The organism is Mycobacterium sp. SMC-11, assembly GCF_046250095.1.
Classification (GTDB): domain Bacteria; phylum Actinomycetota; class Actinomycetes; order Mycobacteriales; family Mycobacteriaceae; genus Mycobacterium; species Mycobacterium heraklionense_A.
Genome location: NZ_CP176430.1, coordinates 3,960,654 through 3,977,446 on the forward strand (window position 1 = coordinate 3,960,654; position 16,793 = coordinate 3,977,446).

Here is a 16,793-nt window from a genome sequence, read left to right on the forward strand (position 1 = left end):
AGACTCCTCTACTTCAATCCCAGGATTCGGCCGGCAATGATGTTCTTCTGAATCTGCGAGGTCCCGCCCATCACGCTCTGGGCGCGGCTGTACAGGTAGGCGCTGAGCAGGTCCGGGTCGTCGACCCCGCCGACCGCCAGCGCGGCGTGGCCGACGGACTGCTCCACCCAGGTCATCAGCAGCTTGTCCAGCGAGCCCTCCGGCCCGTGCGAGAGCCCGTCGAGCTGTTCGGAGAGCCGTCGGCGCACATGCAACCGCAGCATCTCGGTTTCCACTGCTGCCCAAGCCAATTCCTCCGGCACGTCACCGGATACCCGGTTCGCCATCTGGCGCACCAGCTTGCCGTAGCGCGCCGAGTACCCCAGCGTCGACGGTTCGCGCTCATGACCGACCACCGTCATCGCCAGCGCCCAGCCCTCCCCCGGCGCACCGATCATCTGGCTTGCCGGCACCCTCGCGCCGTCGAACAGAACCTGGCCGAATTCCGTGGTGACACCGTTGATCATCTGCAGCGGTCGCTGCTCGATTCCGGGCTGGTGCATCGAGATGATGAACGCCGAGATACCCCGATGCCGGGGTGCGTCCTTATCGGTGCGGGCCAGCAGCAGACACCAGTCGGCGACGTCGGAGTAACTGGTCCAGATCTTGTGCCCGTGTATGACATAGTCGTCGCCTTCACGAGTCGCCGTGGTGGTCAGCGATGCCAGATCTGAACCGGCCCCGGGTTCGGAGAAGCCCTGGCACCAGCGCTGGGTGCCGTCGATCATGCCGGGCAGGAACCGTTGCTGCAGTTCTGCACTGGCGTGTCGACCCAACCCGACGACCAGATACCCCAAACTCGGCCGCGGCGGGGCGCCCGCAGCAGCCAGCTCCTCATCGACGATGACGTCATAGACCGGGGGCAGCTCTTGGCCGCCGTACTCGCGCGGCCAGGATGCCCCGAAGAATCCGCCCGCGTACAGCGCCTGATGCCACTCACCCTGGCGCGCCCAGTACTCGTCGTCGCTGGCGGCGGGGAAGGTACCGGCCCGCTCGGTCAGCCAGGCCCGAAGCCTGCTGCGGAAGTCGGCTTCGGCGGGCGAATCACGAAAGTCCATCTGCGATCTCCCTTATCGTCACGGGCCACAGGCCGGTCGAAGTCAGCGCCCGCCGCAGATAGACGTGCGCGGCGCACTCCCAGGTGTTGCCGATTCCGCCGTGCACCTGGATCGCGGTCTCGCAGACCGTCCGAGCGGCGCGCGCGGAATAGATCTTGGCGATCCGGGCGGCACGTACCGCGTCTGCCGCGGGCGCCTCGTCGACCGCCCAGGCCGCGTGCCGCAGCACGCTCACCGAACCCTCGATCAGCGCCAGTCCCTCGGCGAGCAGGTGGGCGATGACCTGATAGGACCCGATGGCTTTGCCGTACTGCTCACGGATCTTGGCGTAATCGCATGCCAGACCGTGCGCGCCGCGTGCGGTGCCGACCAGATCCGCGCACGTGGCCACCAGCGCCAGCGCCTGCCAACGCAACGCGTCCTCGGCGCCGAGCTCGCCGACCCGCTGCGCCGCACCGGTAAGACCGGCCACCGGCCGGGTGAGGTCGGCTCCGGTGCGCAGCGCACCGACCGGGGCCGTGAGCACCGCGCGCCCGCGCACCGTCACCGCCTGCGCGGCACCGCGCGCGTCGATGGCGGTGTCACCGACCGCAACGGTGGCCGGACCCTCACCCAGGGTCACGTGGCGGTGCAGGTCGTCGGCAAGCGCCGGCCCGAGGAACGGCACGTCGACAAGACCGCGTCCGAACTCCTCGGCGACGATCGCCACCTCGACCCCCGACGCACCGTCGGAACGTAAAGCGCGCCAGCCGGTCTGGGCGACGGCACGTTCCAGTCGGGTGATCCGACCCGCGTCGTCGAGCTCGGCCACCGAGCCGGGCCCCAGATCATCGGCGAGCTTGGCCGCGGCATCTCGCAGTTGGCGCTGCTCGGCATTCAGCCGGACATCCATAGGCGCTCCTTCAGTAGTCGGCGCAACAGCTTTCCGGAAGGCAATCGGGGGACCTCGGGCACGACCACCACCCGGCGCAGCCGCTTGTAGGACGCGAGGCGGTCGCTGACCAGCGCGCACAGTTCGTCGGCGCTGACCGGGGCGCGCAGTGCGACCGCGGCGACGACGGCCTCACCGTCACGCTCGTCGGGTACCCCGAACACGCCGCAGTCAGCGACCGCCGGGTGCTCGTGCAACACCGCCTCGATCTCGGCGGGGGCGACCTGAAAGCCGCGGACCTTGATCATCTCCTTGCAGCGATCGGTGATCCGCAACCAGCCGCCGCCGTCGAGGTATCCCACGTCGCCGGTGTGAAACCAGCTGTCGCGCAGGACTTCTGCGGTCGCCGACGCGGGAAGGTAACCGGCCATCAGGGAGTCGGACCGGACCAGGATCTCGCCGGGGACACCGGCCGTGAGTTGCTCACCAGTTTCGACATCGACTACCTGCAGCTGCACTCCGGGTACCGGCCGGCCCACGGTGTCCGGAACCGCGTCGTCGAGCCGCGCCGCACCCAGGGGGTTGCATGCGATCACCGGTAGCTCGCTGGTGCCGTAGGCCGGCACAACGGGCACGCCGGTGCGTCGGGTGATGGTGTCGGCGACGGCCGCGGTCACCGGGGTGGCACCCCACATGATGAAACGCAGTGAGGACAGGTCGAACGATTCCAGGTCCGGATGCGCCGCGATGGCCAGGGCGATCGGTGCCACCGCCATTTCCACGGTGATCTTGTCCGAGCCGATCGATTGCAGCATCGTGTCGATGTCGAAGCGCCGATGCAACCGCACCCAGACCCCGACGCTCAGCGCGGTCAGGATGTTGAGCAGCCCGAGGATATGCGACGGCGGCGTTGCCACTTGAATCCGGTCGGCGGCGGTCAGCCCCAACGCATCCCGCCAGTGCCGTACCGCCGCGGCCAGCGAGGTGTGGGTGTGCCGGACCGCTTTGGGCAGTCCGGTGGTGCCGGAGCTGAACACCAGCAGTGCATCGGAACCGGCGGGCGGTGGATCAGCCTCGAAGGTGCCGCCCGGAATCTCGGCCAGCACTTCATCGAGGTGTCGCATCGGCATCAGCTCGGCGAGCACCGGCTGGTCACCGAGGGCGTACCGGGGTTGCACCAGCGCGAGGGCGTGCGCCACCTCGTCGCGCTTCCAGGCGGGGCTGATCAGCGCGACGATCGCGCCCAGGCGCCAGATGGCACGCACGGCGATGACGAACTCCGGCCGATTCGACGACATCAGCGCCACCCGGTCCCCGGCGCTCACACCGTCGGCCGCCAGGACGGCCGCCAGGTCGCCGGCCAGCGCGTCGAGCTCGGGCAGCCGCCACTGCCGATCCTCGAACGCAAGCACTGCTGTAGTCGATCCTGACGACATTTGAGAAGATCCTATCGGTTTGAGAGAATAGTATTCTCTAAAGCGAAGAACGCAAACCGGAAGGGGGTGGGCATGGCGGTCACTCATGCTTTCCAGCGAGCGACCGTGACGCGCATCGTCAAGGAGACGGCCGACGCCTACACCTTCGTACTGGCGCCGCAGGAGACGCCGTTTCCCTACCGGGCCGGTCAGTACTCGACGTTCCAGGTGCGGGTCGACGGCGAGGAGCTCTACCGCTCCTACTCGATGTCGAGCGCGCCAGAGTCCGACGCCGAGCTGATGACCACGGTCAAACGTGTTCCCGGCGGCAAGGTGTCGAACTGGTTGCTGGACAACATCGCCGAAGGCGACGAGCTGGTCATGACCCGCGCGGCGGGGATCTTCTGCCTACAGGAGTCGACGGCTCCGCTACTCGCGTTCTCCGGTGGCAGCGGAATCACGCCCATCCTGTCGCTGGCCAAGAGCGCACTGGCGACCACCGACCGCGCCGTGCGGCTGCTCTGCGCCGACCGGGACGCCTCCGCGGCGATCTTCGCGGGCGCACTGGACGAACTTGCCGCCCGCTACCCCGGCCGACTGTCCGTTCAGCGCCATTGCGATGCCGACGACGGACTACTCGACGCCGCGGCGGTCACCGCATTCGTCGGCGCCGACACCGGCGCGGACTGCTACGTGTGCGGACCGGCCGGATTCATGGATGTGGTGCGGGCGGCCTGGCCGGGTCCGGGCCGGCTGTTCATCGAGGACTTCGATGTGACGACCGCACCGGCGCCCTCGGCGTCTTCGGAGGCGGCCCCGGCGCCCGGCACCGACGCCGAGGTGACCGGGACGGTGACGATCCACCTCGGGCGCCAGAAGGAATCGGTGCCGCGTGTTGCCCGCGAGACCCTGCTGGAAAGCGCCCGGCGGGCCGGACTGGCTCCCCCGTTCTCCTGCGAAGCGGGCAACTGCGGCACCTGCATCGCGCACATCACCGAGGGCAGCGCGACCATGATCAACAACACCGTGCTCGACGATGACGAGGTCGCCGACGGTTACATCCTGACCTGCCAGGGCCTGCCCGAGGGCGGCTCGATCACCGTGCACTACGAATAGGTCGGGGGTGCCTGCCGGCCACCGGGTCTCAGCCGGTGGCACCGACCCCGTAGCCCAAAGTGCTCTTGGTCTCCAGGTATTCGTGGAATCCGGCGTCGCTCCACTCGCGGCCGTTGCCGCTGCGCTTGTAGCCGCCGAACGGCGCATTCAGGTCGAAGGCGTGGTTGATCGCAACCCAGCCGGCCCGGATCCGGCGAGCGATTCCCCGCGCGGCGTCGAGGTCAGCGCCCGAGACGTAGCCGGCCAAACCGTACTCGGTGTCATTGGCGATCTCCACAGCCTCGTCCAGGTCGTCATAGCCGAGGATGCACAACACCGGACCGAAGATCTCTTCGCGCGCAATCGTCATCTGGTTCGTCACCCGCGCGAAGACCGTCGGCCGGACGAAGTAGCCGGTGTCGATCCCGTCGGGCCGGCCGGCGCCGCCGGCGGCGACCGTGGCGCCCTCGGCGATGCCCTGCTCGATCAGGCCCTGCACCTTGGCGAACTGCGCCGCTGACGCCACCGGACCGATCGCTTTCGGATCGGCGGGATCGCCGACCTTGACCCCTTCGGCGACCGCATGAGCGATCGCGATGGCCTCGTCCATGCGCGAGTTCGGCACCAACATCCGTGACGGCGCGTTACAGCTCTGCCCCGAGTTGACCATCATGGTCGACACCCCGGCGGTGACGCTGTCGACGAATGCGTCGTCGTCGAGCACGATGTTGGCGCTCTTGCCGCCCAGCTCCTGGGTCACCCGCTTTACGGTCGGGGCGGCGTTCTCGGCCACCGCGACACCGGCGCGGGTGGAGCCGGTGAACGACACCATGTCGACATCCGGGTGCCGCGACAGCGCCGAGCCGACTCCGGGTCCGTCTCCGTTGACCATGTTGTACACGCCGGCCGGGACGCCCGCGGCGTCCATGATCTCGGTGAAGATGTAGGCCGAGAACGGCGCGACCTCAGACGGCTTCAGCACCATGGTGCAGCCCGTGGACAACGCCGGGTACACCTTCACCGCAATCTGGTTCAGCGGCCAGTTCCACGGCGTGATGAGACCGCACACCCCGATCGGCTCGCGCTCCACCAAGGTCTCGCCGCGCTGCTCGCTGAACGAGAAGTTCTTCAGTGCATCGATCGCCGTGACGAGATGACCGGCCCCGAGATTGATCTGCACTCCGGCAGCCAGACTGGGCGGCGCGCCCATCTCTTCGTTCACCGCGTCGGCCAGGTCGCCGCTGCGCCGTTGGTACTCGGCGAGGATCGCCTGCAGCAGATCCAGGCGCTCCGCGCGGCTGCTCTGCGACCAGCTGTCAAAGGCTCGCCGGGCCGCAGCCACCGCGAGGTCGACGTCTGCCGCCGACCCCAATGCGATCTTCCCGCAGACTTTTTCGGTGGCCGGGTTGTCGACATCGAGCGTCTTCGCCTCGGCCGGGTCCACCCACCGGCCGTCGATGTAGAACTGGGTGTACTCGCGCATCATGGACTCTCCTTGGACTGTTGGGGCCTACTGGGTTCCGTCTGTCTGCGCCATCCCGAAGCTGTATCGGATGTGCGCGGCGTGCCCCTCGGGCACCACCGGGAAGCTCACCGGTTCGGTGACGTCGCGGATCGCCTCGATCCGCGCGTCGATGTCCTCGATGGTCCAGGACGGTTGGTAAACGCCGGGGCTCTCAACGAGCGCGGCCCGGGCTACCCGCCCGGCCAGCGCGATCAGCACTTCTCCGGTGACCGAACAGGATTCGTGTGCCAGCCAGCCCACCAGCGGAGCGACCAGGTCGGGTTCCATCGGCGGGTACGCCGAGGTGTCGATCCCCTCGGCCATCCGGGTCACCGCCGCCGGGACCACCACGTTGCAGCGGACGCCGTGAGCCGCGCCCTCCAGCGCCGCGACGTTGCTCAGCCCGATCACGCCCGCCTTCGCGGCCGCATAGTTGGCCACATCGGCGTTGCCGTAGATTCCGCCGATCGACGAGGTCAGCACTATGCGACCGTAGCCTGCGTCACACATGGCGCCGAAGGCCGCCCGCACCACATGGAACGCACCACGCAGGTGCACGTCCAGCACCGCATCGAAGTCTTCCGCCCTCATCTCACGTAGCGGGGCCCGCCGGACGTTTCCGGCATTGTGGATCAGGATGTCGACCCGCCCGTAGCGCTCCAGCGCGGCACCGATGATGGCCTCGCCGCCCTCGGGTGTGGCGACCGACGCGGTGCAGGCCACCGCGGCGCCGCCCGCCTCGCGGATCTCGGCGGCGACCCGCTCGGCCGGATCTCCGTGCAGGCCGTCGCCGGCCAGGCCGGCTCCGGTGTCATTGACGACGACGGTGGCTCCGCGTTGCCCCAACAGCAGTGCGTAGGCGCGGCCCAGCCCCCGCCCGGCACCGGTCACGACGGCGACACGGCCATCGAAGCGCAACGGAGGTGGTGCGCTCAAGCGAACGGTTCCTCACCGGTGAGATCGCGCGAATGCAGCGTTGGCGTCGTCGTCATCGCAGATCCAATCCGTATAGGTCGCCGGCGTCGCGCCACTGCCTCAACAGATCGTCGAAGGCGTAGAAGCCCGGCGAGTAGACCTCACCCAGGAACGAGCGGCTGGCGTCGCCGAATCCGCGGCCCTCGTTGTTGTAATAACCTGGCGTGCAGGTTAAGTCGAATGCCGAGTTGTCGAACGCCAACTCCCGGATGGTGTTGACCCAGGCGTCCTGACCTTCCTGACTGGGCTCGACGACCGTCGCCTTCCGGTTGAGAGCCTCGGCGATGATGTAGGCGATATGTTCGGCCTGCTGCTCGAACATCGCGGTGGTGTTGGCCGACACGCCGCCCTGGATGAAGCCGGTGTGGAACTGATTGGGGAACCCGCGGCTGGTCATCCCGTGCAGGGTTTGATACCCGTCGCGCCAATGGTCGAACAGCGATACCCCATCGCGGCCCTCGATGGCGTCGATCGCGTACCGACGGCTGATCTCCGTGGATATCTCGAAACCACTGGCAAAGATGACGCAGTCGACCTCATACTCGACACCGGCCGCGACAATGCCTTTCTCCGTGAGCTTTTCGACACCCTTGGATTCGGCTACGTCGACCAGGGTGACATTGGGCCGATTGAACGCAGGCAGGTAGGTGTCGCTGGAGGTCGGGCGCTTGCACATGAACCGGTAGTACGGCTTGAGCGCCTCAGCGGTCTGCGGATCGTCGACGATACCGTCGATGCGGCGGCGCAGCCGCTCCATGATCTTGTAGTCCTCCTCCTCCCGCATCGCCATGATCTCCTCGACGCCGAGCGCCGTCGGGTCGGGGCTGGCGCCGATGCGAGCGGTCAGATTACGGCCCAACTCGGTCCAGAAGTCGCACACCATATCGGGGGCATCGAATACCACGCCTTCGAACGGCGACCAGCGGTGAAAGTTGCGCTTGCGTTCGGCCTGCCAACCCGGTTGCAGCGACGCGGCCCACTGCGGGTCGGTGGGCTCATTTCGGCGGAAGTCGACCGAGGATGGCGTGCGCTGAAAAACATAGAGCTGCTTGGCGTCCCGTCCCAGGTGCGGGACCAGCTGCACCCCCGTCGCGCCGGTGCCCACCAGAGCTACACGCTTGTCCGCCAGCTTGTCCAGGCCACCGTTCGCGTCGCCGCCGGTGTAGTCGTAATCCCAGCGGGCCGAGTGGAAGACGTGACCGCCCGCCTTCATGAAGTCCTTGATGCCCGCAATGCCGGGCAACTTGGGCCGGTTGTAGGAGCCCTGCGCCATCACCACGAAACGCGCCCGCAGAGCGTCGCCCCGGTTGGTCGTCAGCCGCCAGCGCTTGATCTCCTCGTCCCAGCGAGCGGTGCGCACCTGGGTCGAGAAGATCGCCCCGTCGTAGAGGCCGAAGTGCTTTCCGATGTTCTGGCAGTGCTGGAAGATCTCGGCACCGTCGGCGAACTTCTTGGACGGGATGAAGTCGAGCTCTTCGAGCAGCGGTACATAGCAGTAGGCGTCGTTGTCGCATTGGATTCCGGGGAACCGGTTCCAGTACCAGACACCGCCGAAGTCGCCGCCCATCTCGACAACCCGCACGTCGGCCACGCCGGCTTTCTTCAGGTAGGCGCCGGCGAGCAGTCCGGCGATGCCACCGCCGAGGACTACGACCTCGATATCGGCATCGATGGGTTCACGCGGAGTGACCGCGGTGTGCGGATCGACCTCGGCGAACTCCACGAAGTCATCCTTGAGTTCGAGGTACTGCTGCGAGCCGTCGGAGCGAACGCGTTTGGCACGCTCGGCGGCGTACTTGCGCCGGAGCGTTTCGATGTCGAAGTCGTCCGGGGTCTGAGTCGGCGAGCAGTCCGTCATCGATCGTTTCCTGTCGGAATTTCTTGCGGCGCACCGGCGCCCATGTATTTTGACAACTGGTGGTGCAGGTTGACGATGGCGCGCTCCCGATAAGGGTTGGGCTTGGCGCCGGGATAGCCGAGGGACTTCATGCCCTGCTGTACCGCTGCCATGTTGGAGAAGTCCTGCGGGAGAACCGAGCGCCAGCCCGGGTCGCCCACCGGGGTGTACTCCCATTCCGTCTGCGGTTCTCCATTTTTGGGAAAGAGTTCGAACACCGAAACTTCGAAGATGCACTTGTCGGGGTTGTAGCTGGGGTGCGGCCGAGCGCTGTAGCACAGCGCACTGGTCAGTCCCTGGCCGATCTGGAAGTTCGGGAAGATCTGCCAGGCGGTGCCGGCCTGCCCGAGCACATCGGTGGGGATCGTCGGCCAGATGACCCCACGAGCGGCGTCGTCGCGGCGCGCCGAAGCGAGCCAGTGCTCGAGGACCTTGTCGGCCGGAGTGCCCTCGGGCAGCTCGTCTACCAGTCGCTTGGCGGCGTTGACCAGCGTTGCGGTGGTGGTGGCGTTGGTCTCCTCCATGGTGTAGACCTGCATCTCCGCGGTCGACACCCGCGGATCGGCTCCGGTCCCCAGCCGGATCTTCGACTTGGTCGCCTCTAGGTCCTCGGGGGCGTCGTAGCCGAGGTTGCTGTGCTTGCCCTGCACCCGCGCCCAGCCCTTGAACTCACCGAACTTGTTGAACTCCGGATGGGTTGTGTAGACGTGGTAAGTCTCGTTGAAGGCCTCCATGGCGACCTTCCAATTGCAGTCGAACTCCAGCCATTTGCGCCACTTGTAGCGCATGTTCTCCAGCCCGAACGGGTCGAGGATCTTCGCGGCCGGGAACAGGTAGTCCGCCAGCGATTCACAGTCGGGGTCCATGTTGATCCAAAGCCAGCCACCCCAGGTATCGACGCGCACCGGACCCAGGTGGGTGTTCGCGGGCGTCAGAGTGCCTTGCCAGTCGTCCTGTTCGCGAATGTGGGTGCAGGCTCCGTCGAGTCCGTAAGTCCAGCCATGGAAACCGCAGACGAACGATTTGCGGGTGCGCGCGCAGGCGTTCTTCGCCCCGGCGGGGGTGTCGATCAGCCGGCGGCCGCGGTGCATACAGACGTTGTGGTGCGCATGAAAAGAGTCTGGTCCGCTGCGGACGACGATGATCGAGTCGTCGAGGATCTCGTAGGTGAGGTAGCTGCCCACCTCCGGCAGATCTTCGACCCGCCCGACCTGCTGCCATACCTTGCGCCACAACTTGTCTCGCTCGGCGCGGGCGTAGTTCGGGCAGGTGTAGGCCTCAACACCGATCGTGACCGGGCTGGCCAGTTCTTCGTCTGAACCCTCGACCGGGTCGGTCATCACATCCTCCTTATCGCCGCGCGGAAGGTGTCGTCCTTGAGAAACAGCGAGGTGTTGTCGGCGTTGAGGTGACTCCATTTCAGGTTCAGCCCGCCGTCGACCAGCAAGGTCTGCCCGGTGATGTAGCTGGCCAGATCGGAGAGCAGAAACAGGATCGGCCCGGCCTGTTCCTCGGGCCGTCCGCGTCGCCCTATGGCGATCGCCTGCAGGTCGCGATCGGGGTCCGTATCGGTGTAGGTGGCCGAGGCTGCGGTGTTGGTGACGCCCGGAGCCACCGCGTTGACCCGAATCCCGGCCGCCGCCAACTCAACGGCCATGGTGCGGGTCATCGCGACGATCGCGGCCTTTGCTGTGCCGTAAGCGATATGGAACGGCGCGGTGTTCATCCCGCTGATCGAGGAGATCGACACGATCGAGCCCGGCCGCTGCTGCGCCACCAGTGCGGCGGCAACCGCGCGACTCATGAAAAAGGCGGTCTCCAGGTTGTGCGTGAAGATCTTTCGCCAATCGGCGCGCGCCACCCTGGTGGACGGCATCCAGGTCGCCGGTTCGGCACCACCAGCGACGTTGACCAGCCCGTAGAGCTGCCCGCCGGCACGTTGCGCCGCGTCGAGCACCGTGGCGACACCCTCGTCAGTGGAAGCATCGGCGGCCACGGGTATCACCGACAGACCCCGCTCCGCCAGCGGCGCGATGTGCTCGTGGAGGTTTTCCTGCGAGCGGCTCACCGCGATCACGGTGGCCCCTGCCTGCGCGGCCATCGCGGTGATCGTCGTGCCGATCCCGCCGCCGCCGGCGCCCGACACCACCACGATCCGGCCGCGAAGGTCCAGGGGATTGAAATCACTCAACAGGCTGGGAGGAGTGCAGTGATCCGCCATGACCCGCTTTCACCTGACACAGACCGCAACTCGGATGCCGGCATGCACCGAGATCGCAAATTTGTCCGGACAACATATGCCATTCTTCCTTCTGAAGAATACTATTCCGCAGCGGCAAGGGCGGAGTCAAGAGCGGAACCCGGAGGCCCGTCGTCCTTATTGTCTGGACTAATTCGACGTCGGGCCGCCGTCCCCGTTCGGCGGCGCCGGTCGACGTGCCCCGGCGGGGCGAACGTTTGCTCGAAACGCCTTGCGTCATGATGGAACGCACGTCGCGCGTCGCCGAATTTGAGTACGCGCGTTGCCAGATCGAGCCGAGGGGAGATGCGAAGTGTCTTCCAGTCAACGTCGGGGCCGCTGGTCCGGGGTCCCACTGGCAGAGCGTCAGGCCTTGCGCCGAGACGAGTTTCTATCCGTCGGGGTGCAGCTGCTCGGCGACGCAGGTGGACCCACACTGACCATCCGATCGGTCTGTCGCGCGGCCGCGCTGACCGAGCGCTACTTCTACGAGTGCTTTGCCGATCGTGACGAGTTTGTGCGCGAGGTATATGACGACGTGTGTACGCGGGCGTTGGCGGCGCTGCTGTCGGCGCGCAATCCCCGCGAAGGCGTGGAATGCTTCATCACCCTGATGGTCGACGACCCGGCCCGCGGCCGGGTGCTGCTGCTAGCCCCCGAGCGGGAGCCAATCCTGGCCAGCGCCGGCGCCAAGTGGATGCCGGACTTCATCGTGATGCTGCAGCGCACCCTGACTCGGATCGGCGATGCGGCGGTCCAGCAGATGGTGGCCACCGGGCTGATCGGCGCGATGACCACCTTGTTCGCCGCCTACCTGAACGGCAAGCTCGAAGCCAGCCGCGGCCAATTCATCGACTTCTGCGTTGACATGCTGCTCACTGCGCAGATCGCACGCTAGCCCGGGGCCACGATTTCACAGCCAAACACGCACCGCGAAAACTTGATGCTACCGACAGACACAGATATATTGCCTGCAACTAGTCGACACAGATATCTGGGGAGCTGGCATGACGCGGGAATGGTCCGACGTGGAGCTGCTGCACGAGCTCGAGCCCGTCGTGGAAAAACTCATCAACCGACACTTCTCCATGGCCAAGGACTGGAACCCCCACGACTACATCCCCTGGTCAGAGGGCAAGAACTATTACGCGCTCGGCGGGCAGGATTGGCATCCCGAGCAGTCGAAACTGTCCGAGGTCGCCCGGACGGCAATGGTGCAGAACCTGCTGACCGAGGACAACCTGCCCTCGTATCACCGCGAGATCGCGATGAACTTCACCATGGACGCCCCCTGGGGCACCTGGGTCAACCGCTGGACCGCTGAGGAGAACCGCCACGGCATCGCGCTGCGCGACTACCTGGTGGTCACCCGCAACTGCGACCCCATCGAACTGGAAACGCTGCGGATGGAAACCGTCAACCGCGGCTTCAGCCCGGGCCAGAACCACCAGGTCCAAGACGACCTGTTCGCCGAGAGCCTGTTCGACTCGGTCATCTATGTGAGCTTCCAGGAACTGGCCACCCGCATCTCGCACCGCAACACCGGCCAGGCCTGCAACGACCCCATCGCCGACCAGCTGCTGGCCCGGATCTCGCACGACGAGAACCTGCACATGATCTTCTACCGCGACGTCAGCGCCGTCGGCTTCGACATCGCACCGGAACAGGCGATGCGCTCGCTGCACCGGGTACTGGCCAACTTCCAGATGCCCGGATTCGTCGTTCCGGAGTTCCGCCGCAAGGCCGTGATCATCGCGGTGGGCGGCGTCTACGACCCGATGATCCACCGCGACGACGTGGTGATGCCGGTGCTGAAGAAGTGGGGCATCCTCGAGCGGAGCTTCAGCGGCGAAGCGGCCCGCTACCAGGAGGGGATCGCCAAGATCGTCGCCGAGCTGGACGAGACGTGCGAGAAGTTCGAACTGGCCAAGCAACGCCGGCTCGAGCGGGAGGCCAAGATGGCCGAGAAGCGCGCCGCCAAGAAGGTGTTGGAGCCATCAGCGTCGTAGCCGACGAGCAGCGGACGCTGGATGATGACGGCGACCTGCCGCGCCCGGCTTCGCCGAGCTCGCAGTCGCCGCTGAAGATCGGGTCGCTTGAGCTTGCCAGTCCCGTGGTGCTGGCCCCGATGGCCGGCGTCACCAACGTCGCATTCCGGACGCTCTGCCGCGAGCTGGAACAGTCCCGGGCCGGAACGGTCAGCGGGCTGTATGTCTGCGAGATGGTGACCGCACGTGCGCTCGTCGAACGGCACCCCGCCACCCTGCACATGACGACGTTCGGGCCGGAGGAATCACCGCGCTCGCTGCAGCTCTACACCGTCGACCCCGACACCACTTACGCCGCGGCGAAGATGATCGCCGACGAAGGACTCGCCGACCATATCGACATGAATTTCGGCTGCCCGGTGCCCAAGGTGACCCGCCTCGGCGGCGGGTCGGCGCTGCCGTACAAGCGCCGGCTCTTCGGCAACATCGTCGCCGCAGCGGTACGTGGCACGGCCGGCACCGACATTCCGGTGACCGTGAAATTCCGAATCGGCATCGACGACGCCCACCACACCCACCTGGACGCCGGACGCATTGCCGAGGCGGAAGGGGCTGCGGCGGTAGCCCTGCACGCCCGGACCGCGTCGCAGCGTTACTCCGGCACCGCCGACTGGGAGCAGATCGCGGCGCTCAAAGCGCAGGTCCGCTCGATTCCGGTTCTGGGCAACGGCGATATCTTCGAGGCCGGCGATGCCCTGGCCATGATGGCGGCCACTGGTTGTGACGGGGTGGTGATCGGCCGCGGCTGCCTGGGTCGCCCGTGGTTGTTCGGCGAGCTCTCGGCGGCCTTCGCGGGCCGGCCCACACCCACCCCACCCACCTTGGGCGAAGTCGCCGACATCATCCGCCGCCACGGCGAACTGCTCGCCCAGCACTTCGGCGAGGACAAGGGCATGCGCGAGATCCGCAAGCATGTCGCCTGGTACCTGCACGGATTCCCCGCCGGTTCCGAGCTGCGGCGCGAGCTGGCGATGGTGACCACGCTGTCCGAGCTCGACGAACTGCTCAAGCAGCTCGACGGCTCGGTCCCCTTTCCTGCGGCCGCTACCGGTCCCCGCGGGCGACAGGGCTCGCCGGCCAAGGTCACCCTGCCCGAAGGGTGGCTCGACGACCCCGATGACTGCGCGGTGCCGGCCGGAGCGGACATTATGCACTCGGGTGGCTGAAATGAGACTTTGTCGACATCGCGTGTCTGGAAAGTTCTCAGTAGAATAAGTACCTTATTGCCCCAGGCAGGGATCGTCTCTGCGGAGGCATATCCAGGTGCGGAGACCAATGCCGATCATCCGTACCCCACCGACGTGCGAGCGACGCGCGGCGGTACCTAGGACTCGGAGGCCCTTGAGGACATGAGTGACGGCGATAACGCCACTCCTGGCCGCTGGGCGCCGGAGGGCCACAATGACGGCGACCATCAGCTGATGACGATGACACCGCCGGGACCCGCACCCTGGGAACGCTGGCAGAACTCATCTGAGGAAACCCCCGCCCCGCACCGGCGAAACGCCTCCCGGCGCCGCAACGGGTCGGTGAGCGTCGCCGACCTGATCGCCAGGGTCAACGCCGAGCCTCCGCCTTCCGGTGGACGCAGCCAGCGCCGGGCCACCGCAGCCCCACCCGAGCCTCGTGAAGTGGCCGAGTTCGTCGAGACCATCGAGCCGGCGGCGCCCGACGTCGTATCCGAGGTATCGCAGCCCGAAGCCGAGCACTCGGCGCTCGAACTCGCCGACGCACCGGCCCCGATGCCCGACATCGCCGAAGTGGCCTACCCGTCGGAAGTGCCCGACCTCGACCGTATTCACGGCACGTCGCTCGAGCCGGCCGACTCCCCCGAGTGGGGCGAGTTGGGACCCGCCCCCGAGGCGCCGGGCTCATTCGGCGGTCCCAGCTTCGCCTCTCCTGCGTCGAGCCTCGCTGAAGCGTCGAGCCTCGCTGAACCGCCGGGTCTGTACGGCGGTCCCAGCTTCGCCTCTCCTGCGTCGAGCCTCGCTGAACCGCCGGTGCGAATCGACCCGCCTCGCCAGACACCGCCGACGGATGCCGAACCGGCCCCGCACGGGCCCCACCACCGGGCCAAACTCGCGGGCCGGGCGGTCGCGGCCATGATGGCGATCCTGGCCCTGGTGCTGACCGGGTCGGCCTGGCAGTGGAGTTCGTCGAAAAACCGCAGCCTCAACCACGTCAGCGCATTGGACCCCAACTCGCACGACATTCTCGATGCGGCCGGTCAGTACGGCGACGAGAACTTCCTGATCGTCGGCGCGGACACCCGAGCCGGCGCCAACAGCGACGTCGGCGCCGGCAGCACCGAGGACGCCGAGGGAGCTCGCTCCGACACGATCATGCTGGTCAACATCCCGGCGAACCGTAAACGCGTGGTGGTGGTGTCGTTCCCCCGTGACCTGGCGATCACCCCGATTCAGTGCGAGGTCTGGAACTCCGTGACCGGCGCCTACGGGCCGATCTACGACGAGGAAACCGGAACCTACAGCGACGACATCGTCTACACCGAGACGAAGCTGAACTCGACCTACGCCTTCGGCGGGCCGAAGTGTCTGGTCAAGGAGATCCAGAAACTGTCCGGATTGGCGATCAACCGGTTCATGGCCGTCGACTTCGTCGGATTCGGCAAGATGGTCGACGCGCTGGGCGGCGTCGAGGTGTGCACGCCCAGCCCGCTGTACGACCTCGTGCTGGGCAGCGTCCTCGAGGACACCGGACGCCAGCGAGTCAACGGCGGCACCGCGTTGAACTACGTGCGGGCCCGCCACGTCACCACCGAGGACAACGGCGACTACGGCCGCATCAAACGCCAACAGCTGTTCTTGTCGTCGCTGCTGCGTTCGTTGATCTCCACCAACACCTTCTTCTCGCCGACCAAGCTCAACAACGTGGTCAACATGTTCATCGGCGACAGCTCGGTAGACAACGTCACCACCAAGGACCTGGTGAACCTCGGCCAGTCGTTGCAGAAGGTCGCCGCCGGGCATATCACCTTCGTCACGGTGCCGACCAGTGAGACCGACGAGAACGGCGACGAGGTCCCCCGGATGGATGACGTGCGGGCACTGTTCGACGCCATCATCAACGACGACCCCCTGCCCGGCGAGAACGACCACAACGCCACCTCGGTCCCGACTACGGCGGCGGCCAGCCCCACGACCCCATCCACTTCCCTGCCCGGCGCACCGGCCACCCCGGTGGTCAAGCCGCTCAGCGAGCAGGTGCACGCAGTCACGACCTCGCCCGCCGATGTCACGGTGCGGGTGTCTAACGCCACCGAGCAGTCCGGCCTGGCCGGAGCCACCTCCGAAGGCCTGCAACAGTGGGGCTTCAACGTCGACAATGCCGACGACTACCCCGGCACCGTCAAGGCCACCAAGGTGCTGTACTCCCCCGGAAACGAACAGGCCGCCGCCACAGTGTCCTCGGCACTGTCCGGCGCACCGATCGAGCGGGTCAGCGGACTGGGCAGCATCGTCCGCGTTGTCCTGGGCTCAGACTTCCGTACCGTGACCAAGCCGGTGGCCGCCGGCTCGCAGGTCAGCGTGCAACTCAACCGCGGCGCCAGCGTCGAACCGACCGAACTGCCCGACGACCTGACCGTCACCAACGCCGCCGACACCACCTGCGAGTAGCGCCCACTCCCGCC

General features: G+C 66.8%; 13 protein-coding genes. 5 read left to right on the top strand and 8 right to left on the bottom strand.

The window, feature by feature from the left end:
• Nucleotides 1–8: 8 nt before the first annotated feature.
• The 3 genes from ACKY0X_RS18840 to ACKY0X_RS18850 are packed head-to-tail and all read right to left on the bottom strand — an operon-like array spanning nucleotide 9 to nucleotide 3,404.
• On the bottom strand, nucleotides 9–1,097 hold the full coding sequence (locus ACKY0X_RS18840; protein WP_409427265.1) for an acyl-CoA dehydrogenase family protein: 1,089 nt from the start codon (nucleotides 1,095–1,097) through the stop codon (nucleotides 9–11).
• The gene (locus ACKY0X_RS18845) at nucleotides 1,084–1,989 is read right to left on the bottom strand and encodes an acyl-CoA dehydrogenase family protein (protein WP_409427266.1); all 906 of its coding nucleotides are present in this window, start codon (nucleotides 1,987–1,989) and stop codon (nucleotides 1,084–1,086) included. Before ACKY0X_RS18845 ends, ACKY0X_RS18840 begins: the two co-directional genes overlap by 14 nt.
• Complete coding sequence (locus ACKY0X_RS18850; RefSeq protein ID WP_409427267.1) at nucleotides 1,974–3,404, bottom strand: class I adenylate-forming enzyme family protein; 1,431 nt, start codon at nucleotides 3,402–3,404, stop codon at nucleotides 1,974–1,976. Before ACKY0X_RS18850 ends, ACKY0X_RS18845 begins: the two co-directional genes overlap by 16 nt.
• A gap of 72 nt (nucleotides 3,405–3,476) precedes the next feature.
• Between ACKY0X_RS18850 and ACKY0X_RS18855 the strand changes: the two genes are divergently transcribed.
• On the top strand, nucleotides 3,477–4,499 hold the full coding sequence (locus tag ACKY0X_RS18855) for a 2Fe-2S iron-sulfur cluster-binding protein (RefSeq protein ID WP_409427268.1): 1,023 nt from the start codon (nucleotides 3,477–3,479) through the stop codon (nucleotides 4,497–4,499).
• 28 nt (nucleotides 4,500–4,527) lie between these two features.
• Here ACKY0X_RS18855 and ACKY0X_RS18860 read toward each other — a convergent pair whose 3' ends face one another.
• The 5 genes from ACKY0X_RS18860 to ACKY0X_RS18880 are packed head-to-tail and all read right to left on the bottom strand — an operon-like array spanning nucleotide 4,528 to nucleotide 11,075.
• The gene (locus ACKY0X_RS18860; protein ID WP_409429699.1) at nucleotides 4,528–5,961 is read right to left on the bottom strand and encodes an aldehyde dehydrogenase family protein; all 1,434 of its coding nucleotides are present in this window, start codon (nucleotides 5,959–5,961) and stop codon (nucleotides 4,528–4,530) included.
• A gap of 27 nt (nucleotides 5,962–5,988) precedes the next feature.
• Nucleotides 5,989–6,918 carry an SDR family NAD(P)-dependent oxidoreductase gene (locus ACKY0X_RS18865; RefSeq protein WP_409427269.1) on the bottom strand — a complete coding sequence of 310 codons (930 nt, stop codon included), beginning with the start codon at nucleotides 6,916–6,918 and terminating at the stop codon, nucleotides 5,989–5,991.
• A 52-nt stretch (nucleotides 6,919–6,970) separates the two neighbouring features.
• On the bottom strand, nucleotides 6,971–8,815 hold the full coding sequence (locus tag ACKY0X_RS18870; RefSeq protein ID WP_409427270.1) for a flavin-containing monooxygenase: 1,845 nt from the start codon (nucleotides 8,813–8,815) through the stop codon (nucleotides 6,971–6,973).
• On the bottom strand, nucleotides 8,812–10,194 hold the full coding sequence (locus ACKY0X_RS18875; RefSeq protein ID WP_409427271.1) for an aromatic ring-hydroxylating oxygenase subunit alpha: 1,383 nt from the start codon (nucleotides 10,192–10,194) through the stop codon (nucleotides 8,812–8,814). The genes ACKY0X_RS18870 and ACKY0X_RS18875 overlap by 4 nt, the downstream gene beginning before the upstream one ends.
• Complete coding sequence (locus ACKY0X_RS18880) at nucleotides 10,194–11,075, bottom strand: SDR family NAD(P)-dependent oxidoreductase (protein WP_409427272.1); 882 nt, start codon at nucleotides 11,073–11,075, stop codon at nucleotides 10,194–10,196. Before ACKY0X_RS18880 ends, ACKY0X_RS18875 begins: the two co-directional genes overlap by 1 nt.
• 331 nt (nucleotides 11,076–11,406) lie before the next feature.
• On the opposite strand from ACKY0X_RS18880, the gene ACKY0X_RS18885 reads away from it, so the two are divergent.
• The 4 genes from ACKY0X_RS18885 to ACKY0X_RS18900 all read left to right on the top strand — a co-directional run bounded on the left by ACKY0X_RS18885 (nucleotide 11,407) and on the right by ACKY0X_RS18900 (nucleotide 16,779).
• Nucleotides 11,407–11,991 (top strand): TetR/AcrR family transcriptional regulator, encoded by a 585-nt coding sequence (locus ACKY0X_RS18885; RefSeq protein WP_409427273.1) that lies wholly within the window; start codon nucleotides 11,407–11,409, stop codon nucleotides 11,989–11,991.
• A 109-nt stretch (nucleotides 11,992–12,100) separates the two neighbouring features.
• Nucleotides 12,101–13,102: an acyl-ACP desaturase gene (locus ACKY0X_RS18890; RefSeq protein WP_409427274.1), complete on the top strand. Its 1,002-nt coding sequence runs from the start codon at nucleotides 12,101–12,103 to the stop codon at nucleotides 13,100–13,102.
• A 71-nt stretch (nucleotides 13,103–13,173) separates the two neighbouring features.
• Entirely contained in the window at nucleotides 13,174–14,307 is a 1,134-nt protein-coding gene (gene dusB, locus ACKY0X_RS18895; protein ID WP_409429700.1) for a tRNA dihydrouridine synthase DusB, read from the top strand.
• A gap of 183 nt (nucleotides 14,308–14,490) precedes the next feature.
• A complete protein-coding gene (locus tag ACKY0X_RS18900; RefSeq protein ID WP_409427275.1) occupies nucleotides 14,491–16,779 on the top strand; it encodes an LCP family protein in 2,289 nt (762 codons plus the stop codon).
• Nucleotides 16,780–16,793: the final 14 nt, after the last annotated feature.

Bases quoted from the DNA above. Each gene is read 5' to 3' on its own strand.
- ACKY0X_RS18855 (WP_409427268.1), top strand. From the start codon at position 3,477: ATGGCGGTCACTCATGCTTTCCAGCGAGCGACCGTGACGCGCATCGTC.
- ACKY0X_RS18860 (WP_409429699.1), bottom strand. From the start codon at position 5,961: ATGCGCGAGTACACCCAGTTCTACATCGACGGCCGGTGGGTGGACCCG.
- ACKY0X_RS18845 (WP_409427266.1), bottom strand. From the start codon at position 1,989: ATGGATGTCCGGCTGAATGCCGAGCAGCGCCAACTGCGAGATGCCGCG.
- ACKY0X_RS18840 (WP_409427265.1), bottom strand. From the start codon at position 1,097: ATGGACTTTCGTGATTCGCCCGCCGAAGCCGACTTCCGCAGCAGGCTT.
- ACKY0X_RS18870 (WP_409427270.1), bottom strand. From the start codon at position 8,815: ATGACGGACTGCTCGCCGACTCAGACCCCGGACGACTTCGACATCGAA.
- ACKY0X_RS18880 (WP_409427272.1), bottom strand. From the start codon at position 11,075: ATGGCGGATCACTGCACTCCTCCCAGCCTGTTGAGTGATTTCAATCCC.
- ACKY0X_RS18875 (WP_409427271.1), bottom strand. From the start codon at position 10,194: ATGACCGACCCGGTCGAGGGTTCAGACGAAGAACTGGCCAGCCCGGTC.
- ACKY0X_RS18850 (WP_409427267.1), bottom strand. From the start codon at position 3,404: ATGTCGTCAGGATCGACTACAGCAGTGCTTGCGTTCGAGGATCGGCAG.
- ACKY0X_RS18890 (WP_409427274.1), top strand. From the start codon at position 12,101: ATGACGCGGGAATGGTCCGACGTGGAGCTGCTGCACGAGCTCGAGCCC.
- ACKY0X_RS18900 (WP_409427275.1), top strand. From the start codon at position 14,491: ATGAGTGACGGCGATAACGCCACTCCTGGCCGCTGGGCGCCGGAGGGC.